This window comes from Streptomyces sp. Inha503 (assembly GCF_047215865.1).
Taxonomy (GTDB): Bacteria; Actinomycetota; Actinomycetes; order Streptomycetales; family Streptomycetaceae; genus Streptomyces; species Streptomyces lycopersici.
Map to the genome: position 1 here is coordinate 3,939,430 of NZ_CP178360.1, position 19,510 is coordinate 3,958,939.

22 protein-coding genes are annotated in these 19,510 nt (G+C 71.5%); 8 read left to right on the top strand and 14 right to left on the bottom strand.

Going from position 1 to position 19,510, the window contains the following annotated elements:
* Positions 1-66 precede the first annotated feature (66 nt).
* A complete protein-coding gene (locus ACJX2R_RS16255) occupies positions 67-876 on the bottom strand; it encodes a maleylpyruvate isomerase family mycothiol-dependent enzyme (protein WP_413100682.1) in 810 nt (269 codons plus the stop codon).
* A gap of 106 nt (positions 877-982) precedes the next feature.
* Here ACJX2R_RS16255 and ACJX2R_RS16260 point away from each other — a divergent pair, with 106 nt between their 5' ends.
* Positions 983-1,858 carry a deoxyribonuclease IV gene (locus ACJX2R_RS16260; RefSeq protein ID WP_413100683.1) on the top strand — a complete coding sequence of 292 codons (876 nt, stop codon included), beginning with the start codon at positions 983-985 and terminating at the stop codon, positions 1,856-1,858.
* Between the two features lie 88 nt (positions 1,859-1,946).
* Positions 1,947-2,453 carry a DUF4396 domain-containing protein gene (locus tag ACJX2R_RS16265; RefSeq protein WP_413100684.1) on the top strand — a complete coding sequence of 169 codons (507 nt, stop codon included), beginning with the start codon at positions 1,947-1,949 and terminating at the stop codon, positions 2,451-2,453.
* Between the two features lie 46 nt (positions 2,454-2,499).
* On the opposite strand, the gene ACJX2R_RS16270 is transcribed toward ACJX2R_RS16265, so the two are convergent.
* Positions 2,500-3,123: a sulfite oxidase-like oxidoreductase gene (locus tag ACJX2R_RS16270; RefSeq protein WP_262701439.1), complete on the bottom strand. Its 624-nt coding sequence runs from the start codon at positions 3,121-3,123 to the stop codon at positions 2,500-2,502.
* A 158-nt stretch (positions 3,124-3,281) separates the two neighbouring features.
* Between ACJX2R_RS16270 and bfr the strand changes: the two genes are divergently transcribed.
* Positions 3,282-3,797 (top strand): bacterioferritin, encoded by a 516-nt coding sequence (gene bfr, locus ACJX2R_RS16275; protein ID WP_138911075.1) that lies wholly within the window; start codon positions 3,282-3,284, stop codon positions 3,795-3,797.
* 35 nt (positions 3,798-3,832) lie between these two features.
* On the opposite strand, the gene ACJX2R_RS16280 is transcribed toward bfr, so the two are convergent.
* On the bottom strand, positions 3,833-4,096 hold the full coding sequence (locus ACJX2R_RS16280) for a bacterioferritin-associated ferredoxin (RefSeq protein WP_413100685.1): 264 nt from the start codon (positions 4,094-4,096) through the stop codon (positions 3,833-3,835).
* A 150-nt stretch (positions 4,097-4,246) separates the two neighbouring features.
* A complete protein-coding gene (locus ACJX2R_RS16285; protein ID WP_413100686.1) occupies positions 4,247-5,596 on the bottom strand; it encodes a class II 3-deoxy-7-phosphoheptulonate synthase in 1,350 nt (449 codons plus the stop codon).
* Positions 5,597-5,858: 262 nt separating this feature from the next.
* Here ACJX2R_RS16285 and ACJX2R_RS16290 point away from each other — a divergent pair, with 262 nt between their 5' ends.
* The 3 genes from ACJX2R_RS16290 (at position 5,859) to ACJX2R_RS16300 (ending at position 8,501) form a co-directional block, all read left to right on the top strand.
* Complete coding sequence (locus tag ACJX2R_RS16290) at positions 5,859-6,395, top strand: hypothetical protein (protein WP_413100687.1); 537 nt, start codon at positions 5,859-5,861, stop codon at positions 6,393-6,395.
* An 18-nt stretch (positions 6,396-6,413) separates the two neighbouring features.
* Entirely contained in the window at positions 6,414-6,470 is a 57-nt protein-coding gene (locus ACJX2R_RS16295; protein WP_198268090.1) for a trp operon leader peptide, read from the top strand.
* 93 nt (positions 6,471-6,563) lie between these two features.
* Positions 6,564-8,501, top strand: coding sequence for an anthranilate synthase family protein (locus ACJX2R_RS16300; RefSeq protein ID WP_413100688.1), 1,938 nt, complete (start codon positions 6,564-6,566; stop codon positions 8,499-8,501).
* A gap of 123 nt (positions 8,502-8,624) precedes the next feature.
* Here the strand turns inward: ACJX2R_RS16300 and ACJX2R_RS16305 are convergent, their stop codons facing one another.
* The 4 genes from ACJX2R_RS16305 to ACJX2R_RS16320 form a co-directional block, all read right to left on the bottom strand.
* Positions 8,625-9,653, bottom strand: a complete 1,029-nt coding sequence (locus tag ACJX2R_RS16305; protein WP_262701444.1) for a 6-phosphofructokinase — start codon at positions 9,651-9,653, stop codon at positions 8,625-8,627.
* Between the two features lie 219 nt (positions 9,654-9,872).
* Complete coding sequence (locus ACJX2R_RS16310) at positions 9,873-10,553, bottom strand: response regulator (protein WP_413100689.1); 681 nt, start codon at positions 10,551-10,553, stop codon at positions 9,873-9,875.
* Positions 10,550-11,797: a MacS family sensor histidine kinase gene (gene macS, locus ACJX2R_RS16315; RefSeq protein WP_413105873.1), complete on the bottom strand. Its 1,248-nt coding sequence runs from the start codon at positions 11,795-11,797 to the stop codon at positions 10,550-10,552. The genes ACJX2R_RS16310 and macS overlap by 4 nt, the downstream gene beginning before the upstream one ends.
* Positions 11,798-11,887: 90 nt before the next feature.
* Complete coding sequence (locus ACJX2R_RS16320; RefSeq protein WP_262701563.1) at positions 11,888-12,649, bottom strand: lysophospholipid acyltransferase family protein; 762 nt, start codon at positions 12,647-12,649, stop codon at positions 11,888-11,890.
* A 124-nt stretch (positions 12,650-12,773) separates the two neighbouring features.
* On the opposite strand from ACJX2R_RS16320, the gene ACJX2R_RS16325 reads away from it, so the two are divergent.
* Positions 12,774-13,592, top strand: a complete 819-nt coding sequence (locus ACJX2R_RS16325; RefSeq protein ID WP_413100690.1) for an alpha/beta hydrolase — start codon at positions 12,774-12,776, stop codon at positions 13,590-13,592.
* Complete coding sequence (locus tag ACJX2R_RS16330) at positions 13,585-14,202, top strand: hypothetical protein (protein WP_413100691.1); 618 nt, start codon at positions 13,585-13,587, stop codon at positions 14,200-14,202. Before ACJX2R_RS16325 ends, ACJX2R_RS16330 begins: the two co-directional genes overlap by 8 nt.
* A gap of 111 nt (positions 14,203-14,313) precedes the next feature.
* Here ACJX2R_RS16330 and ACJX2R_RS16335 read toward each other — a convergent pair whose 3' ends face one another.
* The 6 genes from ACJX2R_RS16335 to ACJX2R_RS16360 all read right to left on the bottom strand — a co-directional run bounded on the left by ACJX2R_RS16335 (position 14,314) and on the right by ACJX2R_RS16360 (position 19,509).
* On the bottom strand, positions 14,314-15,141 hold the full coding sequence (locus ACJX2R_RS16335; RefSeq protein WP_413100692.1) for an endonuclease/exonuclease/phosphatase family protein: 828 nt from the start codon (positions 15,139-15,141) through the stop codon (positions 14,314-14,316).
* A gap of 16 nt (positions 15,142-15,157) precedes the next feature.
* Complete coding sequence (locus ACJX2R_RS16340; RefSeq protein WP_164431965.1) at positions 15,158-16,099, bottom strand: ROK family glucokinase; 942 nt, start codon at positions 16,097-16,099, stop codon at positions 15,158-15,160.
* 57 nt (positions 16,100-16,156) lie between these two features.
* Positions 16,157-16,624, bottom strand: coding sequence for a DUF5304 domain-containing protein (locus ACJX2R_RS16345; RefSeq protein WP_262701449.1), 468 nt, complete (start codon positions 16,622-16,624; stop codon positions 16,157-16,159).
* Positions 16,625-16,744: 120 nt separating this feature from the next.
* A complete protein-coding gene (locus tag ACJX2R_RS16350) occupies positions 16,745-18,112 on the bottom strand; it encodes an ArsA family ATPase (protein WP_413100693.1) in 1,368 nt (455 codons plus the stop codon).
* Between the two features lie 128 nt (positions 18,113-18,240).
* Positions 18,241-18,681, bottom strand: a complete 441-nt coding sequence (locus tag ACJX2R_RS16355; protein ID WP_262701452.1) for an SRPBCC family protein — start codon at positions 18,679-18,681, stop codon at positions 18,241-18,243.
* Between the two features lie 66 nt (positions 18,682-18,747).
* Positions 18,748-19,509 carry a metallophosphoesterase family protein gene (locus tag ACJX2R_RS16360; protein ID WP_413100694.1) on the bottom strand — a complete coding sequence of 254 codons (762 nt, stop codon included), beginning with the start codon at positions 19,507-19,509 and terminating at the stop codon, positions 18,748-18,750.
* Position 19,510 lies beyond the last annotated feature (1 nt).

Sequence of the window (19,510 nt, forward strand, 5' to 3'; positions counted from 1 at the left end):
AGCCGCTCATCCGGCCGACGCCATCCGTCCGACGGCTCGTCCGACCGACGCCACCTGTCCGGCCGCTCATCCGAAGCTGACCCGCTCCAGCCAGAAGTCCAGCAGCTTCTCGTCGCCCAGGATCTCCACGCCCGCGCCGCGGGCCGGGCGCCGCTTGTAGATGATCAGCAGCAGGTCGGTCAGCGGCCCGCGCACCGCGACCGCGGCCTTCTCATGCGCCCGCCGCCAGATGATCGCGTCGCCGGTGAGGTCGACCACCCACTCCGCCGCCACCTCCGGCGCGGTGTCGGTCGCGTGGAAGTGCAGGGTGCGGCCGGGGCCGAGCAGCTCGCGCATCCAGGGGTGGACCTCGAAGTGCATCGGCAGCGAGCCGAGCGCCAGCCACTCGTCGAACCCGTCCAGCGCCACCTCCTGGTCGAGGGTGTACTCCGCGCCGAGGGCCAGGACCGCGTCGGCCCGGTGGATCGCCGTCTCATGGGCGAAGCGGCGGGCGTAGAAGTCCGCGCGCCCTCCGGCGATCTGCCCGAAGTCCGGCACCGGGGTCCACAGCCGCGCCTCGGGCCCCGCCTCGCGCAGCGTGTCGGCCAGCATCTGGGCGCCCTCGACCAGCCAGGGGGCGAGCCCGGCGGGGTCCTCCTCCGCGTACGGCGACAGATCGCGGAAGTGCTCATCGGGCAGCGCTTCGGTGGCCCGGGTGCGCACCAGCTCCTCGGCCCACCGATGGGTCCCGCCGAGATGGCGCAGCAGCTGCCCGACGTTCCAGCCCGGGCAGGTGGGCACGGGACGCGTCGGATCCGCGCCCTCGATCGAGCCCAGCAGCAGCTGGGTCTGCGCGACGATCTCGGAGCAGCGACGGTCAAAGCTCAGCAGAGTCATGTACGTCACAGTAGGGGCGCCCACCGACAACGGCTCCCGGCCCGGGGCCATGACCTCACCGAGGGGGCGGCAACGGGGGCCCTTCGCACCTGGGACCCTTGATGGCGTGAGTACGCATCGCATCCGCAACCCCATCGGTGGCCATATCCGTGTGGCCGGCGGCCTGGCCACGGTCGGTCTGGCGCACGCCGCCGACATCGGCGCCGAGACCGTCCAGGTCTTCGTCGCCAATCCGCGCGGCTGGGCCACGCCCGCCGGTACGCCCGCCCAGGACGAGGCCTTCCGCGCCGGCTGCGCCGAGCGGTCGATACCGGTGTACGTCCACGCCCCCTACTTGATCAACTTCGGTTCGCACACCGAGGCCACGGCCGAGCGCTCCGTCGCGTCCCTGCGCCATTCGCTCCACCGCGGCAGGGAGATCGGCGCGCTCGGCGTGGTCGTCCACACCGGCTCGGCGACCGGGGGACGCCCGCGTGCCACCGCGATCGCGCAGGTACGGGAGCGGATGCTGCCGCTGCTGGACGAGCTGACCCGGGACGACGACCCCTGGCTGCTGCTGGAGCCGACCGCCGGGCAGGGCACCTCGCTGTGCGCGCTGGTGGAGGATCTGGGGCCGTACTTCGAGGCGCTGGACCGGCACCCACGGCTCGGTGTCTGCCTGGACACCTGCCATGTGTTCGCGGCCGGCCATGACCTCGCCGCCCCGGGCGGTGTGAAGCAGACGCTGGACGAGCTGGTGGCCGTCGCCGGTGAGGGGCGGCTCAGGCTGATCCACGCCAATGACTCCAAGGACGTGGTCGGCGCCCACAAGGACCGGCACGCGAACATCGGCGCCGGGCACATCGGGGCGGAGCCGTTCCGCGAGCTGTTCACCCACCCCGCGACCGACGGGGTGCCGCTGGTGATCGAGACACCGGGCGGTACGGAGGGGCATGCGGCGGATGTGGCCCGGCTGAAGGAGCTGCGCGCCGGGGTGGCGTGAGAATGTGTCCGGCACATTGAGGAATACCCCTAGGGGGTATAGCGTTGACGTGGTCGACAAATCCGCGATCACCGCTGGGGGTACGGACATGCGACAGCATGAGCACGCACAGAGCGGGTCTCATGAGCATCAAGACCATGACCATCAGCACCACGGGGGCGCGACGAGCTGGTCGATGGCCGCCCAGGCCACCCTGCACTGCCTCACCGGCTGCGCCATCGGCGAGGTCGTGGGCATGGCCATCGGCACGGCCCTGGCCTGGCACAACGTCCCGACCATGATCCTCGCGATCGTGCTCGCCTTCGTCTTCGGCTACTCCCTGACGATGCGGGGCGTGCTGCGGGCGGGGCTGGATGTGCGCAGCGCGCTGCGGGTGGCGCTGGCGGCCGACACCGTATCGATCACGATCATGGAGCTGGCCGACAACGCGACGATCGTCGTCTTCCCGGGCGCGATGGACGCGACACTGTCGGACGCCCTCTTCTGGCTCAGCCTGGCCCTGTCGTTCGCGGTGGCGTTCCTGATCACCACGCCGGTCAACAGGTGGATGATCAGTCGGGGCAAGGGGCATGCGGTGGTCCACCAGTACCACTGACCGCGCCACGGCGGCGTGACCGAACACCGCTACCCGGCGGCCCGGCCTAGAGCTCCGGGCCGTCGCCCGGCTCCTCCTGGTAGGAGTAGCGCTTCTCCGTCCAGGGGTCGCCGATGTTGTGGTAGCCCCGCTCCTCCCAGAAGCCGCGGCGGTCGGCGGTCATGTACTCCACCCCGCGCACCCATTTCGGGCCCTTCCAGGCGTACAGATGGGGCACCACCAGCCGCACCGGAAAGCCGTGCTCCGCGGTGAGCAGCTCGCCGTCCTTGTGGGTGGCGAAAATCGTGGCCTCCGCCATGAAGTCGGACAGCCGCAGATTCGAGCTGAACCCGTATTCGGCCCACACCATCACATGGGTGACATCGGGCGCCGGCGGTGCGAGCTTCGCGATCTCCAGCGAGGAAACCCCGCCCCATTCGGCGTCGAGCATGCTGAATTTGGTGACGCAGTGCAGATCGGCCACGACCGTCGAGTACGGCAGGGCCGAGAACTCCTCATGCGTCCAGCAGTGTTTTTCGCCGTCCGCCGTGGCGCCGAAGACCCGGAACTCCCATCGGTCCGGCTTGAACTTCGGGACCGGCCCATAGTGCGTAACCGGCCAACCGCGCTGGAGTCGCTGACCAGGAGGCAGCTTCGCGAGCTCCCCCTCGCGGCTTTCCGACTGACCCATGGGCTCCATGGTCTCAGACCGCCGGGGGTGGTCGTGACCAGGGCATCGGGGACAGGCACAACTCGTACTAAGCGTGCACTTACTGGACGCCCCAACAGGCGCGGTGCGACGATGCGCGGAACCTGCCGTTCCCGATCGGATTGGAAGGAGCCCCTCCGATGCAGGGTGACCCCGAGGTCCTCGAGTTCCTCAACGAGCAGCTGACCGGCGAGCTGACCGCGATCAATCAGTACTTTCTGCACTCAAAGATGCAGGACCACTTTGGCTGGACTCGGCTTGCCAAATACACCCGGTCGGAGTCTTTCGACGAGATGAAGCATGCGGAGATCCTCACCGACCGCATCCTTCTTCTGGATGGGCTGCCCAATTACCAGCGGCTCTTCCATGTCCGGGTGGGCCAGACACTGACCGAGATGTTCCAGGCCGACCGGCAGGTGGAGATCGAGGCGATCGACCGCCTCAAGCGGGGCATCGAGCTGATGCGGTCCAAGGCGGACATCACCTCGGCGAATCTCTTCGAGTACATCCTCGCCGACGAGGAACTCCACATCGACTATCTCGACACCCAGCTGGAGCTGATCGAGAAGCTCGGTGAGCCCCTCTACATCGCCCAGCAGATCGAGCAGCCCAGCGACAACGGCGACAACTACTCCGGGAGCGGCAAGGGCCACTGAGCCCGCGGCGACACGGCGAGGAACCGGTCCGCCGGTCAGGCCGCCTCGGCCGCCGTCGCCTCCGGAAGGGAAGCGGCAGCGGATGCCGTCGTCGCGGCCGTCGTCAGGACGACCGGGTCCAGCGCCTCGCGCCGGGGGCAGGCACCGCGGCCCAGCAGCGCCTGGATCTTCCGCACGCACGATCCGCAGTCCGTGCCCGCCTTGCAGGCACCGGCGATCTGGCGCGGGGTGCACGCGCCCGTTTCCGCGTGCTGACGCACCTGCTGCTCGGTGATCCCGAAGCATGAGCAGACGTACACGGGCTCTCCAGCGGTGGCATCGACGATGGCATTGATCAGTGAGGTAACCCTTACCTTACCTGCCGCGCCGGGCCCCCACAACGCACAGCGGGCGCGGATCCCTGTGATCCGCGCCCCACCTGCGTCTTTATGATCTCTACCGACCGAGCCCTACTGGTCCCGGTACATCTCCGCCACCAGGAACGCCAGGTCCAGCGACTGGCTGCGGTTGAGCCGCGGGTCGCACGCCGTCTCGTAGCGCTGGTGCAGATCGTCGACGAAGATCTCGTCGCCGCCGCCCACGCACTCCGTGACATCGTCGCCGGTCAGCTCCACATGGATGCCGCCCGGATGGGTGCCGAGCTCCTTATGGACCTCGAAGAAGCCCTTGACCTCGTCCAGCACATCGTCGAAGCGGCGGGTCTTGTGCCCGGACGCCGCCTCGAAGGTGTTGCCGTGCATCGGGTCGCAGACCCAGGCGACCTGCGCACCGGAGGCGGTCACCTTCTCCACCAGGTTGGGCAGCTTTTCGCGGATCTTGTCCGCGCCCATCCGGGTGATGAAGGTCAGCCGACCCGGCTCACGGTCCGGGTCGATCCGCTCGATCAGCGACAGCGCCTCTTCCGGCGTGGTGGTCGGGCCCAGCTTCACACCCACCGGGTTACGGACCCGGGAGGCGAACTCGATATGCGCCCCGTCCAGCTGCCGGGTGCGCTCGCCGATCCAGACCATGTGCCCGGAGACGTCGTACAGCTCACCGGTGCGCGAGTCGGTGCGGGTCATCGCCGTCTCGTAGTCCAGGACCAGCGCCTCGTGCGAGGAGAAGAACTCGACGGTCTTGAACTCCTCCGGGTCCACCCCGCAGGCGTTCATGAAGGCCAGCGCCCGGTCGATCTCGCGCGCCAGGGCCTCGTAGCGCTGACCCGAGGGCGAGGACTTCACGAAGTCCTGGTTCCAGGCGTGCACCTGCCGCAGGTCCGCATAGCCGCCGGTGGTGAAGGCGCGCACCAGGTTCAGCGTCGAGGCCGACGCCTGGTACATCCGCTTCAGCCGCTGCGGGTCCGGGATCCGCGCCTCGGGGGTGAACTCGAACCCGTTGACGGAGTCGCCGCGGTAGGTGGGCAGGGTCACCCCGTCCCGGGTCTCGGTCGGCTTGGAGCGCGGCTTGCTGTACTGCCCGGCGATCCGGCCCACCTTCACCACCGGGACGGACCCGGCGTAGGTCAGCACGGCGCCCATCTGGAGGAGCGTCTTGAGCTTGTTGCGGATCTGGTCGGCGCCCACGCCGTCGAATGCCTCGGCGCAGTCACCGCCCTGGAGCAGAAACGCCTCGCCCCGCGCCACGGCCCCCAGGCGGTGCCGCAGCGCGTCGCACTCGCCCGCGAAGACGAGCGGCGGATAGGACTCGAGCTCAGCGATCACATCGCGCAGAGCCGCTCGGTCCGGCCAGTCGGGCTGCTGCGCCGCGGGAAGAGACTGCCAGGTGTGGCCACCGGCGTGGGTTTCAGCGTTCACGGTCACCCGCACAAGGTTACGGGGTCTCCACGGCCGTCCAGCCCGTTGCCCACAGGGTGAGACACCGCCCCTCACGCTTTGAGCTCCGCGCACTAAAGGTCCGCACCAAGCACACTCAGGACGCGTCGCGCAAGAACGGGCGTTCGGGCATCCTCTGACCGTTTACGGTCATGTCGTGAAGATACCGTGATGGAACCGTGCGTTCCTCGGACGCTGTTCGGGTGACCGGCCCACCCCCGTGGCCGGTACTCATCCGAAGGAGTGCCCCATGAGGAAGTTGCTCCGCCGCGGTGCCGCCGCCTTCGCGGCCGCCGCCTCGCTCGTACTGATGTCGCTCAACGCCACACCCGCCCAGGCGGACTCATCGGCCATCCCGTCCGGGATGACCTGGACCGTACTCGCGAAGGGGACCAACGGCACGATCAGGGTGGGCGCGGACTCCGCGACCGACGCGTACAACGGTGACACCGCCGCCACGGCGACGCTCCCCCTGCTGTGCCTGAGAGTCAGCGGCAGCGCCGTGCCCAGTGGGATCACCCCGGACTTCTACGCGGGCTGGTCACGCGGCACCGTGGCGGCGACGCCGCCCGTGCTGGGCAAGTCGCTGACCAGCCGGGCCGCGGCGGACGCGATCTGTGCGCAGTACTACGGCGCGGACTGGCGGGAGGCCGAGTTCCACGACGGCCGGTACGGCGCCAACCTGGAGGCGAGCGGTGGCTGGTCCTTCTGGGCGTACGGCTACGTGCCCGAAGGCACCCGCTTCTGGACCGCGATCAACGATCAGCCGGCCAACCCCTGGAACTGATCCTGTAGGGTCCTCGACATGCACGCGCGACTGACCATGACCTGGTGGTGGACCGCTCATCCGGCGGCCCACTGAATCGCGCGCTCCCAAGATCTCGCGAAGGCCGCCCGAGGGGCGGCCTTCTGCGTTTCCGCGGGTCGTTCCTCATTCCGGAAGGAATCACCCGCCATGCCGAACCCCGATGCCCAGGCCGTCGTCACACGGCTGCTCTCCGACGACGCGCCGCCCTTCGCCCTGCTGCACCGCCGCACCCCCGGCCGGGCGCCCGACACCGTCGAGGTGCTGCTCGGCCCGGTCGGCGAGGTGGAGCGGCTGACCGACATCCCGCTGCCGACCGGGACCCCACGGGACGGCGCCCCGGTGGCGGACGCCCTCGCGCTGGTGCCGTTCCGGCAGATCCGCGAGCGCGGGTTCGAGGTACGCGACGACGGGACGCCGCTGGCCGTGCTGCGCCCGGAGGAGAGCTACGAGCTGCCGCTCGCCGAGGCGCTGGAGGCGCTGCCCGCGCATCCGGTGCGGGTCGAGGACGGGGCGTTCGACGTGGCCGACGACGCGTACGCGGAGATCGTGAGCCGGGTCATCGAGGACGAGATCGGCACCGGGGAAGGCGCCAATTTCGTCATCCGAAGGACCTTCACGGGCGAGATCCCGGGGTTCGCGAGTACCGACGCGCTCGCGCTCTTCCGGCGGCTGCTGGCCGGGGAGCGGGGCGCCTACTGGACCTATGTCGTGCGGCTGGCGGACGGGCGGACGCTGGTGGGGGCCAGCCCCGAGGTCCATGTGCGGATGTCCGGGGGGACTGTCGTGATGAACCCGATCAGCGGGACGTACCGCTACCCCGAGGGCGGGCCGAGCGCCGAGGGGCTGCTGGAGTTCCTGCACGACCGCAAGGAGGTGGAGGAGCTGTCCATGGTCGTGGACGAGGAGCTGAAGATGATGTGCACCGTCGGCGACATGGGCGGGACGGTGATCGGGCCCCGGCTCAAGGAGATGGCGCACCTCGCGCACACCGAGTACGAGCTGCGCGGCCGCTCCTCGCTCGACGTCCGGGAGGTGCTCCGCGAGACGATGTTCGCGGCGACCGTCACCGGCTCCCCGGTGCAGAACGCGTGCCGGGTGATCGAGCGGTACGAGCCCGGTGGCCGTGGCTACTACGCGGGGGCGCTCGCGCTGATCGGACGGGACGGCGGCGGCGCCCAGACCCTGGACTCACCGATCCTCATCCGCACCGCCGACATCGACGCCGGCGGATCGCTGAAGGTGGCCGTCGGCGCCACGCTGGTCCGCCACTCGGACCCGCGCGGCGAAGTGGCCGAGACGCATGCGAAGGCGGCCGGAGTGCTGACCGCGCTGGGCGTGCGGCCCGCGCCCGTACGGCCGGAGGAGGCGGGCCCCCGGCCGCGGCTCACGGACGATCCGCGGGTACGGGCGGCGCTGGACGCGCGGCGGGCGGACCTGGCGCCGTTCTGGCTGCGGATGCAAGCCCCCGAGGAGCCCGGGGCCGGGGTCGGGGGGTTGGCCGGGCATGCCCTGGTGATCGACGCCGAGGACACGTTCACCGCGATGCTCGCGCATCTGCTGCGCACCTCGGGGCTGACCGTGACCGTGCGGCGGTACGACGAGCCGGGGGCGCGGGAGGCGGCGCTGGCGCATCAGGGGCCCGTGGTGCTCGGCCCCGGTCCCGGTGACCCGAACGACACGGCCGACCCGAAGATGCGGTTCCTGCGGGCGCTGGCCGCCGAGCTGGTGGCCGGGCACCGGCACGGACTGCTGGGGGTGTGCCTGGGGAACGAGCTGATCGCGGCCGAGCTCGGGCTGGAGATCGTGCGCAAGGACGTGCCGTTCCAGGGTGCCCAGGAGCGGATCGACTTCTTCGGGCGCGAGGAGACCGTCGGCTTCTACAACACCTTCACGGCGCGCTGCGACGAGGCGGCGGAGACGGAGCTGGCGATGCACCGCGTGGAGCTGAGCCGGGACCCGGCGACCGGTGATGTGCACGCGCTGCGCGGGCCGGGCTTCGCCGGGGTGCAGTTCCACCCGGAGTCGGTGCTGTCGCGGGGCGGGGCGGCGCTGGTGGCCGAGCTGCTGGCGGCCGTGCTGGTCTGAAGGGCCCACCGGCCCGTAGGGCGGCACCGGCCCGTAGGGCGGCACCGGCCCGTAGGGCGGCGTGACGATGGGCCGGGTGCGGCTTCCGCGCCCGGCCCATCGCCGTACTGCACCCAGACGGCCTCAGCCGAAGAACACCTCGGCCTCGGCGTAGAGCGAGGGATCGACCGTCTTGAGCCGTGCGGTCGCCTCGGCAAGCGGTACCCGGATGATGTCGGTGCCGCGCAGCGCGACCATCTTTCCGAAGTCCTCGTCCCGGATCGCGTCGATGGCGTGCAGCCCGAAGCGGGTGGCGAGCCAGCGGTCGAAGGCGCTGGGCGTGCCCCCGCGCTGGACATGGCCGAGGACGGTGGTGCGGGCCTCCTTGCCGGTGCGCTTCTCGATCTCCTTGGCCAGCCACTCGCCGACCCCGGAGAGCCGGACATGGCCGAAGGAGTCCAGCGTGTCGTCCTTGAGGACGGCGTCGCCGTCCCTGGGCATCGCACCCTCGGCGATGACCACGATCGGGGCGTAGCGGATCTTGAAGCGGGATTCGACCCAGGCGCAGACCTGGTCGACGTCGAAGCGCTGCTCGGGGATGAGGATGACATTGGCGCCGCCGGCGAGCCCCGAGTGCAGGGCGATCCACCCGGCGTGACGGCCCATCACCTCGACGACGAGCACGCGCATATGCGATTCGGCGGTGGTGTGGAGCCGGTCGATGGCCTCGGTGGCGATGTTGACGGCGGTGTCGAAGCCGAAGGTGTAGTCGGTGGCGGACAGGTCGTTGTCGATGGTCTTGGGGACGCCGACACAGCGGAGGCCGTAGTCGCCGGAGAGCCGCGCGGCGACGCCGAGGGTGTCCTCGCCGCCGATCGCGATCAGCGCGTCGACCTCCTGCTTGACCAGGGTCTCCTTGACCCGGCGGATGCCGTCCTCGCTCTTGAGGGGGTTGGTGCGGGAGGAGCCGAGGATGGTGCCGCCGCGTGGCAGGATGCCGCGCACCGCGCGGATGTCGAGGGGAACGGTGTCGTTCTCGAGAGGGCCGCGCCAGCCGTCCCGGAAGCCGATGAAGTCATAGCCGTATTCCTGTACGCCCTTGCGCACGACGGCGCGGATGACCGCGTTGAGCCCGGGGCAGTCACCGCCGCCGGTCAGCACTCCGACCCGCATCGTTTCTTCCCTTCTCCCATGCAATCCCGTGATTGGGCCCGGTACGGAGAGCCACGCTAACGGTGATCCAGGTCACACGGGATGGGGCGTTGGACGATTCCCGCGCGGATCAAGGGAGTTGGTTTTGAACTTCACCCGTACGAGGGGCGAGAGGGTGACGCGGTGTCACCGGCCCCGGGCGGGACGGCGTCAGACGTCACCGGCCCCGGGCGGACGGAGTCAGGCGTCGTCCAGGCCGCGCTCGATGGCATAGCGGACCAGCTCCACCCGATTGTGCAGCTGGAGCTTGCCGAGGGTGTTCTGGACGTGGTTCTGGACCGTGCGGTGCGAGATCACCAGCCGCTCGGCGATCTGCTTGTACGAAAGCCCCTTGGCCACAAGGCGCAGCACCTCGGTCTCACGCTCGGTGAGCTGCGGGGCGGCGGGCTGGTCGGCGGCGGTGGGGGCGGGCTCGCCCGCGAGCCGCCGGTACTCGCCGAGCACCAGGCCCGCGAGGCCGGGGGTGAACACCGGGTCGCCGACCGCCGTACGGCGCACCGCGTCCAGCAGTTCCCCGGTGCTGGCCGACTTCAGCAGATAGCCGGTGGCCCCGGACTTGACCGCCTCCAGGACGTCCGCGTGCTCACCGCTCGCGGAGAGCACCAGCACCCGCAGCTCGGGGCGGTCGGCAAGGGCCTCCTTGCACACCTCGACCCCCGGCAGCCCGGGCAGGTTGAGGTCGAGCACCAGGACGTCGGGCCCGGCGGCCTTGGCCCGGCGGACCGCCTGCGGTCCGTCCCCGGCCGTGGCCACCACGTCGAACCCGGCCTCGGACAGGTCCCGGGCCACCGCGTCGCGCCACATCGGATGGTCGTCGACCACCATCACCGTCACCGGGCGGCCGTCGTGCTGAGCGGTCATCGTGCCGCTTCCCCCTTCTGTTTCGGTTTCTTCGCCGACGCCTTCGGAACCGTCAACTCCACTTCAGTGCCCTGCCCCGGTGCCGAAATCCACTCGGCGGTGCCGCCGAGGTCGCGCAGCCGTCCCCGGATCGACAGGGCCACCCCCAGGCGGCCCTCCGCCTCGGCGTCCGCCAACCGCCCCTCGGGGATGCCGGGGCCATCGTCCCGTACGGTCACCATCACCGCGTCCGGCTCGTCCTCCAGCAGGATCCAGGCATGGGGGTCGTCTCCCGCATGGACCCGCACGTTGTCCAGGGCGGCGCCGACGGCGGCGGCCAACTCCCCGGCGACGCCCGCCGGGAGGAGCACCGGGGCACCCGGCTCGGCGAAGGTGACCCGGGAGCCGGCGTGCGGGGCCAGCAGGGCCCGCAGATCGCAGGGGCCGCCGTCGGAGCGCTCGGGCTCGGGCGGGCAGGGCGGGACCGGCGGGTCCACCGCGTCCGGCAGGGCGCCCGGGTCGGCTGCCGGCTCCGCCTCGTCCTCCCCCGTGCGCGGCCGGGCCACCAGACCGGTGGAGACCAGGGTGCGCAGGGCGATCTCCTGCTCCCCCGCCATCCGGCCCAGTTCGGCCGCCTCGCCGCCGATCGCGGCACCGCGCCGCTGCACCATGGCGAGCACCTGGAGCACGCTGTCGTGGATGTCGCGGGCCAGCCGCTCCCGCTCCCGGGTGGCCGCCTCGATGCGCAGCGCGCGGGCGAGGGTGCGCTCACTGGCGCGGGCCACCTCGATCACATAGCCGATGCCCACGCTCGCCACCCACACCAGCGACAGCATGTGGACGGTGTCCTGGGCGAATCCGCCGCGCTCGATCACATTGGCGGCGCAGACCACGGTGGAGGCCGAGGCGCCCCAGCGCCAGCCGCCCTTGATGGCGAAGCCGAGGACCGCGCCCATCGTCCATATGGAAGGCAGCGTGGGGGTGCCCTCGGCGATCCGGTCGTGGCTGTCCACGAGCGGGGTGAGCAGAATGCCGGTCACCGCGATGCCGAGGTCGCCGACGAGGAACCGCCGGGTGCAGCGCTCGGCCGAGGCGACCATCCGGAAGGTGAGCGCCGTCCACAGCGTCAGCACCGCCATGTAGACGACGGCGCCGATCGGATGGTCGTAGTCGTCGAAGGAGTAGACGCACAGGCCGAGCGCGTAGAGCAGGGTGAGCACCCGGTAGGCGGTCAACGCCTGCCACAGCGGCTGCTCGACGGACATCCGCACCGCGCGCCCGCCCCCGGCGCGCTCCCGTCCGGACCGTTCCCTGGACCGCTCCGTCAACGTCCCCCACCCCCGGTGCCGGCGCGGCTAGGCGCCGGACTTGTGTTTGTCCTTCTCCTTCTCGGCCTGCTTCTTCTCGGCCTCGGCCTGCTTCTTCTCGGCCTGCTTCCGGGCCGCCTCCGCCTCCGCGATCTGCCGCTTGGCGGCGGTGGCGTAGACGTCCACGTACTCCTGGCCGGAGAGCTTCATGATCTCGTACATGACCTCGTCGGTCACCGAGCGCAGGATGAAGCGGTCGCCGTCCATGCCGTGGTAGCGGCTGAAGTCCAGCGGCTTGCCGATCCGGATACCGGGCCGCATCAGCTTCGGCATGACCTTGCCGGGGGGCTGGATCTTCTCGGTGTCGATCATCGCCACGGGGATCACCGGGGCGCCGGTCGCGAGCGCGACCCTCGCCAGACCGCCCGGCTTGCCCCGGTAGAGCCGCCCGTCGGGCGAGCGGGTGCCCTCGGGGTAGATACCGAAGAGCTCACCGCGCTTGATCACGTCGATGCCCGCCTTGATGGCGGCCTCGCCCGCGCCGCGCGAGCCCGAGCGGTCCACCGGCAACTGCCCGACGCCCTTGAAGAAGGCCGCCGTGAGCCGCCCCTTGACGCCGGGGGTGGTGAAGTACTCCTGCTTGGCGATGAAGGTGACCTTCCGGTCGAGCACCGCGGGCAGGAAGAAGGAGTCGGAGAAGGAGAGGTGGTTGCTCGCGAGGATGGCCGGGCCCTCGGCGGGGACGTGCTCCAGCCCCTCCACCCAGGGCCGGAAGGTGAGCTTCAAGGCGCCACCCACCGACAGCTTCATTGCGCTGTAGAACAACCGGGACCTCCTGTATCCGACGAGGAGACCTTAACCTGCCTACCCCGTATGCGGCGCGCCGCGTACGCTGAGGACCCGAGCCCGCTTCCCCAGCGAACGGAGATCCGTGGTGCCGCTCCTGCCCGGAGCCGAGCCGTTCCGCCACGACGGCGGAGAGATCGGCGTCCTCGTCTGTCACGGCTTCACCGGCTCCCCGCAGTCCGTGCGGCCCTGGGCCGACCATCTCGCGGGCCGTGGGCTGACCGTTTCGCTGCCACTGCTTCCCGGCCATGGCACGCGCTGGCAGGATCTCGCCGTCACCGGCTGGCAGGACTGGTACGCGGAGGTGGACCGCGAGCTGAGCAGGCTCTCCCGGGTCTGCGAGCGGGTGTTCGTCTGCGGTCTGTCGATGGGCGGGGCGCTCGCGCTGCGGCTGGCCGCCCAGCACGGCGCGGCGATCAGCGGCGTGGCCGTCGTGAATCCGGCCAACCGCATCCACGATCCGCTGGCCGTCGCCCTTCCGGTGCTGCGTCATCTGGTGCCGTCGGTGAAGGGCATCGTGAGCGACATCGCCAAGCCGGGCGTGCGGGAGTCCGGTTACGAGCGGATGCCGCTGCACGCCGTGCACTCGATGCGCCGCTTCTACCGGGTGGTCGACGCCGAACTGCCGCAGGTGACCCAGCCGCTGCTGGTGATGCACAGCCCCCAGGACCATGTGGTGCCGCCGGCCGACTCCGAGCGCATCCTGAGTCAGGTGTCCTCGCGGGACGTCACCGAGCGGCTGCTGGAGCGCAGCTACCACGTGGCGACGCTGGACCACGACGCCGAGTTCATCTTCGAGGAGACGGACACGTTCATCACCCGGCTGACGGCGGGTATGGGTGAGGACACCACCCGGACCGGCCTCGGGAAGGGCAGCGGAAAGGAGGGGGCGGCGGCCAGTGGCTGAGCGCGACTCGAATGAGAACGAGGCGGACGCGCGGCGGGACGACGACGCCGCCTTCGCCGCGATCGTCGCCGCGTACGGGGAGGAACCGCAGGACCCGCCGGGCGCCGAGCGCTGGCCCGCCGCCGAGAACCTCGACGAGGACCCCGACAAGGAGCGGGACCGGGACCGCCGGTCCGCGGCGGACGGCGACACCGACACCGGCGCCGAGGGGTCCGGTGACGGCGAGGCGGCCACGGGCGGGCTGACCAAGCCCGACAAGACCGAGAAGCCGGGCGGATTCATCGTCTACGCACCGGGCGTGGGCCCCCGCGACTGGGAGCCCGAAGAGCCTTCCGAGGACGACTTCGACGAGACCGACGAGGGCCATTTCGTCCCGCCCGAGCCGCCGCCGCTGCCCGAGTCCGACACCACCTCCCGCTTCGCCTGGCTCGGAGTGCTGGGCGGGCCGCTGCTGCTGCTCGGAGTGGTGCTGTTCCAGGTGGAGATGGTCTGGTGGATCGCCACGCTGGGCGTCGGCGGCTTCCTCGGCGGCTTCGTCACGCTGGTGCTGCGGATGAAGGACGACGACGAGGACGAGGACGAGGACCCGGGGCGCGGCGCCGTCGTCTGACCCCGGCACTCCGGAGCCGGGCGCGCCCGGCTCCGGCTCCTGCCCGGCGGGGATACCCGGCCCGGGGTATGACGCAGGCTCTCAGACCGGGGACACCCGGGGCAGCGGGTCTCAGGCCGGTGACACCCGGGGCAGCCTGAGCGCGGCCAGCACCGGAAGGTGGTCCGTGGCCGCGCGGAGGTCCGCGTCGGTGACACCCGGCAGCCCGGCCGGGACCCCACAGCCGATGATCTCGATGCCCTCCGAGGCGAAGACCCCGTCGATGCGCCGACGCGGGTCCTTGGGGGAGAAGGTGGCCTCGCTCCCCCAGGGCTCGGTGGCCCAGCCGTCCCGCAGCTTCCCCGCGATCCGGCGGAAGGCGCGGCCGTCCGGCCGGTCGTTGATGTCACCGGCCGCGATGGCGTACGGGACGTCCAGCGCGGTCACGTGGTCCAGCAGCATCCCGGCCTGCTCGTAGCGCTCGGCCTCGGCGAGGCTCAGATGGCAGCTGACCACGCCGAGCCGGACGCCGTCGCCGCCCTCCGGGTGGCCGTTCGCCGGGCGGGGGGTGTCACGCAGGCCGGTGTCGCGGTGGCCGCCGCCGAAGCGCAGCACGGCGGTGGCGAAACCGCGCCGGTGCAGCCCGGGGACGCGCGGCAGCAGGGTGTCCTCGGCGCGCTCCACATGGGCGCGCAGCGAGGTGAGGATCATCGGACCGGCGGCGGTGGCCCCGCCCGTGGTGTAGACGAGGCCGGTCTCCCGGGCCAGCCAGGCGGCGGCCTTGCGCCAGCGGAAGAAGCGCGGCGCCTCCTGGACGCAGACGACGTCGGGGGCACAGGCCCGGATCACCCGGGCCAGCGCCTCACGGTCGTCCCGCATCGAGCGGATGTTGTAGCTGAGCACCCGCACCACCGCCGCGTCCGGGCCGGTGGTGGATCCGGGCAGGTCCGTGAGCGGCACGTTCCCCCCTCGCGCCTCAGCCCTGGCGGGCCAGGTCGGCGGCGCCGACGAGGCCGGCCTTGCCGCCGAGCTGGGCGGCGAGCACCTGGGCGTGCGGACGCCACTGGTTGCCCACCAGCCAGCGCCGGAAGGACTTGCGGATCGGCTCCAGGACGAGATCGCCCTCGTCGGAGACGCCGCCGCCGACGATGAACGCCGAGGGGTCGAAGAGCGAGGCGAGGTCGGCGAGCCCGGCCCCGGCCCAGCGGGCCAGCTCGCGGAAGGAGTCGATGGCGACGGGGTCGCCCTGGCGGGCGGCGTCGCTGATGTGCTTGCCCTCGATGCCCTCGGAGGTGCCGTCGCCGAGGCCGAGCAGGACCGTGGCGTTCTCCGGGGTGGCGGCGGCGCGCTGCCTGGCGTAGCGGACCAGGGCGCGGCCGGAGGCGTACTGCTCCCAGCAGCCCTGGCTGCCGCAGCCGCACAGCAGTCCGTCCGGAACGACCCTTATGTGGCCGAACTCGGCCGCGACGCCGAACCGGCCGCGGTGCAGCTTGCCGCCGATGATGATGCCGCCGCCGAGGCCGGTGCCGAGGGTGATGCAGACGACGTCGTCATGGCCGACCCCGGCGCCGAAGCGGTACTCGCCCCAGGCCGCGGCGTTCGCGTCGTTCTCCACCACGACGGGCAGGCCGACGCGCTGCTCGACCTTGTCCTTGAGCGCCTCGTGCCGCCAGTTGATGTTGGGCGCGAAGAGCACCGTGGCGCGCTTGTCGTCCACGTATCCGGCCGCGCCGATGCCGACGGCCTCGATCTCATGCCCCTCGCTGACGATGCGCACCGCGTCCGCGATGGCGTCGACGACTCCCTCGGGAGTGTGCGGGGTCGAAACCTGGCTCGTCTCGAGAATCGAGCCCTCTTCGTCGACCACGCCGGCCGCGATCTTCGTGCCGCCGATGTCGACGCCGATGGTGAGTCCCATGAGTCCCTCAGTTATTTGGTCGAACCCCGCCGAGGCTAACGGTACCGGAGGTGGCGCTCAGTCGAGGTCGATGTGTTCACTACTCGAACTCTCGGATTTCTCGCCGCTGCCCTTGGAATCGCCCTCGGCGCCCTGGGTCCAGCGTCGCTCCTGGCCGGTCACGGCGGCGCGATAGGCGGCGAGCAGTTCGGATCCGGCACTGGCGAGGTGTTCGAAAACCTCTGGATTGCGCTCTATGACCGGTTCTACCCCGGCCTTCGCCTGTGCGATCAATTGTTGTACGGCCCCCTGAACCGCGGTCCCCGCGATCGGCGTCTGGGCGACCTTCTCGGCGAGCGCGTCGGCCAGCTTGAGGAACTCCTCGGCCACGGTTCCCGGCTCCTCGGTGGTCTGCCGGGCCCGCTGCCTGGCCCGTTCGGCGGCGAGGTCCTCCTCACAGGCCCGCTCCCAGGCATCGGGATCGATCTCGGTGACCGGCACATCGGTGACCGGGGGCTCCGGGGGGCGCTCGGTGGCATCGCTCATGGCGAACTCCTGCGGCGGGGATGCTGGCTGCCCGGTGACGTTCATCCGGGCTTGTGACCGACGTTACCGGAAGGAGAGGGCGGGGTCAGAGCCGGAGACCGGCCGTCGTGGACGCGGGGGTCAGAGCCGCTTCGGCCACAGGTCCGGGTCGGGGGTGAAGCGCACCTGGAGCCATCCGTCGCGCAGCCCGGCGCCGGAGACGGTGCAGCGGCGCAGGGCGGACGGCAGCGGCAGCACCCGGTGGAACGGCGCGACGGTGACGATCAGTTCATCGCCCCGGCGCACCAGGGAGAGCCCGTCGCGGTCGGCGCCGGGCAGCGGCAGCCGCCACAGCAGCACCCCGTCCTCGGCCAGCCGGTCCTCGACGGTCCAGGGGTCGGGGGCGGGCCGGTCGGGCCGCGCCCCGGGCGCCCCGACGGCCCCGGCGAGATCGGCGAGGTCGGCGAGCGCGGCCGGGGCGCGCCGGGCGCCGTCGCCGGGGTGCGGCTCGGCGGACTGCTGCTCGGCGGAGTGCTGCTCGGCGGGGTACGGCTCGGCAGGGTGCGGCTCGGCGGGCCGCGGGTCGCCCAGGCCGCGCGGATCGCGGCCCAGATGCGGCAGCTCACGGACCGGGACGGCGGGCGCCCACTGCTCGTACAGCTCCTTGAGCGCGTCCTGCTGCTGACCCGACAGCGCGGCGAGCCACGGGTCGGCGGTGCCGGTGGGCAGCAGCCGGTTGGCGATCACCGCCTCCACCCGGCAGCCGTGCAGCGCCAGACCGGCGCGGGCGGTGCGCAGCGCCCGGTCGGCGAGCGGTCCGGGCTCCACGACCAGCCGTACCGTGGTGGCCTCGGACTCGATCACCCCCTCGACAGCGGCCAGCTCACGCTCCCAGCGCTCGGCCGTCTCGTACAGCTTCTGCGCGGGCATCGGCACCCCCGCCAGCTGGGCGAGCATCGGCCGCAGCGCACGGGCCGCCTGCCGCTCGGCGGGCATGAGCCGGCGCAGATAGCGCCGCAGCTGCTCGGGCAGCGCGAGCAGCGCGACGGTGTCCGGCGCGGGCGGCATGTCGACGACGAGGACGTCCCAGCCGGTGCCGGGCGGGGCGGTCTGGGCGGCGCGCAGGGCGCGCAGCAGCGCGATGGCCTCCACCCCGGGCAGGGCGGTCAGCTCCTCGCCGTCCAGCGGGGTCGCGCCGAGCAGGTCGAGCAGACCGTGACCGCGGTCCTGGAGGGCGGTCAGCTCACCGCGGAACCACTCGTCCGTGACGATCCGGGCGGCCCACAGCCCCGGCGCGAGCTCGGCGGGTACGGACCACGGCAGCCGGTCCGCCGTGCGCCCGGGGACGGACCACGGCGCGCCGATGCCGAGCAGCGCCTCGGGGGTGCCGTCGGAGTCGGCGGTGAGCAGCAGGGTCCGCTGCCCCTCACGGGCGGCGGCGAGGGCGGTCGCGGCGGCCACGGTGGTGCGGCCCGCGCCGCCGGTGCCGGTGACGAGGACCGTACGCATGAAGAGAGCCTCCGGCAGGGGGTTACGTCGGTGTGTGCGGCGCGGGTCCGGTGATCCGCACCCGCCGGAGCGTACCCCGCACCGTGGATCACCCCGGGCACCGTCGGGCCCGGGGCGGTCCGGGCGGGTCAGGCGCCCTCGACGCGCTTCTTCAGGCCCGCGAGGGCGCGGTCGATGATGACCTTCTCGGCCTTGCGCTTGATCATGCCGAGCATGGGGATCTTGACGTCGACCGTGAGCTGGTACGTCACCTCGGTGGTCTTGCCGCCGTCGCGCGCCGACAGCCGGTAGGAGCCGTCAAGTGTGCGCAGCATCTGGGACTTGACCAGGGACCAGTTGACCTGGTCGTCCCCGGTCCAGCTGTACTGGAGGGTGTAGTCGTCCTTGATCGCGCCGGCGTCGAGCAGCATCCGCACCTGCTCGGCGCGCCCCTGGGCGTCCTTGGTGAGGATGTCGGCCTCCTTCACCTCACCGGACCACTCCGGGTAACGGTCGAAGTCGGCGATCACCTCCATCACGTCGGCCGGGGCCGCCTCGATCGTGATGCTCGAGCTGGTGTGTTCCGCCATCGCCGTGGCTCCTCCGTACCGGTCCGCCGCATGGGTCCTCTGCGGCTGAAGGCTACCGCGCGCGGGTCACCACTCCAGGGTCCAGGGGGTGCCGGAGGAGGCGAAGTGTCCGACATTGACGCACTCGGTGGCCCCGATCCGCATACGGCGGACGAGCGGCTGGTGGACATGGCCGAAGAGGGAGTACTTGGGGCGGACGGCGTGTATCGCCTCTAGCAGGGCGGCGCTGCCGCGCTCGAAGCGGCGGGCGACGGTGTCGTAGCAGAGGTCGGGCACATCGGGCGGGATGTGGGTGCAGATCACGTCCACCTCGCCGAGCGCCGCGATCTTCGCCGCGTAGGTCTCGTCGTCGATCTCGTAGGGGGTGCGCATCGGCGTGCGCAGCCCGCCGCCCACGAAACCGAAGACCAGCCCGCCGATCTCGACGCGCTCGCCGTCCAGGACCGTGGTGCCGGACCGGGCGTACTCCGACCACAGTGACGGCATGTCGACATTTCCGTAGGTGGCGTACGTCGGAGTGGGGAACGCGGCGAAGAGCTCGGCGTACTGGCGGCGGACCCCGGCCTCTATCGCCGCGCCGCGGTCCAGCCCCTCCCACAGCCGGTTGCCGAGCGCCCGCGCCTCCTCGAAGCGGCGGGCGGTGCGCAGTTCGACCAGCCGGTCGGCGTTCTCGACCCCGAAGAGATCGGGGAAGATGCCACGTGAGTGATCGGCGTAGTCGAGGAAGAGAACGAGGTCGCCGAGGCAGATCAGGGCGTCCGCCCCGTCACCGGCCTTCTCCAGGTCCTCACTGTTGCCATGCACGTCGCTCACCACGTGGACTCGCATG

What these genes read in the sequence shown, in the direction of transcription:
- ACJX2R_RS16255 (WP_413100682.1), bottom strand. Translation starts at nt 876, where the DNA reads ATGACTCTGCTGAGCTTTGACCGTCGCTGCTCCGAGATCGTCGCGCAG.
- ACJX2R_RS16265 (WP_413100684.1), top strand. Translation starts at nt 1,947, where the DNA reads ATGCGACAGCATGAGCACGCACAGAGCGGGTCTCATGAGCATCAAGAC.
- ACJX2R_RS16270 (WP_262701439.1), bottom strand. Translation starts at nt 3,123, where the DNA reads ATGGGTCAGTCGGAAAGCCGCGAGGGGGAGCTCGCGAAGCTGCCTCCT.
- bfr (WP_138911075.1), top strand. Translation starts at nt 3,282, where the DNA reads ATGCAGGGTGACCCCGAGGTCCTCGAGTTCCTCAACGAGCAGCTGACC.
- ACJX2R_RS16290 (WP_413100687.1), top strand. Translation starts at nt 5,859, where the DNA reads ATGAGGAAGTTGCTCCGCCGCGGTGCCGCCGCCTTCGCGGCCGCCGCC.
- ACJX2R_RS16300 (WP_413100688.1), top strand. Translation starts at nt 6,564, where the DNA reads ATGCCGAACCCCGATGCCCAGGCCGTCGTCACACGGCTGCTCTCCGAC.
- ACJX2R_RS16305 (WP_262701444.1), bottom strand. Translation starts at nt 9,653, where the DNA reads ATGCGGGTCGGAGTGCTGACCGGCGGCGGTGACTGCCCCGGGCTCAAC.
- ACJX2R_RS16310 (WP_413100689.1), bottom strand. Translation starts at nt 10,553, where the DNA reads ATGACCGCTCAGCACGACGGCCGCCCGGTGACGGTGATGGTGGTCGAC.
- macS (WP_413105873.1), bottom strand. Translation starts at nt 11,797, where the DNA reads ATGTCCGTCGAGCAGCCGCTGTGGCAGGCGTTGACCGCCTACCGGGTG.
- ACJX2R_RS16320 (WP_262701563.1), bottom strand. Translation starts at nt 12,649, where the DNA reads ATGAAGCTGTCGGTGGGTGGCGCCTTGAAGCTCACCTTCCGGCCCTGG.
- ACJX2R_RS16340 (WP_164431965.1), bottom strand. Translation starts at nt 16,099, where the DNA reads ATGGGACTCACCATCGGCGTCGACATCGGCGGCACGAAGATCGCGGCC.
- ACJX2R_RS16345 (WP_262701449.1), bottom strand. Translation starts at nt 16,624, where the DNA reads ATGAGCGATGCCACCGAGCGCCCCCCGGAGCCCCCGGTCACCGATGTG.
- ACJX2R_RS16350 (WP_413100693.1), bottom strand. Translation starts at nt 18,112, where the DNA reads ATGCGTACGGTCCTCGTCACCGGCACCGGCGGCGCGGGCCGCACCACC.
- ACJX2R_RS16355 (WP_262701452.1), bottom strand. Translation starts at nt 18,681, where the DNA reads ATGGCGGAACACACCAGCTCGAGCATCACGATCGAGGCGGCCCCGGCC.
- ACJX2R_RS16360 (WP_413100694.1), bottom strand. Translation starts at nt 19,509, where the DNA reads ATGCGAGTCCACGTGGTGAGCGACGTGCATGGCAACAGTGAGGACCTG.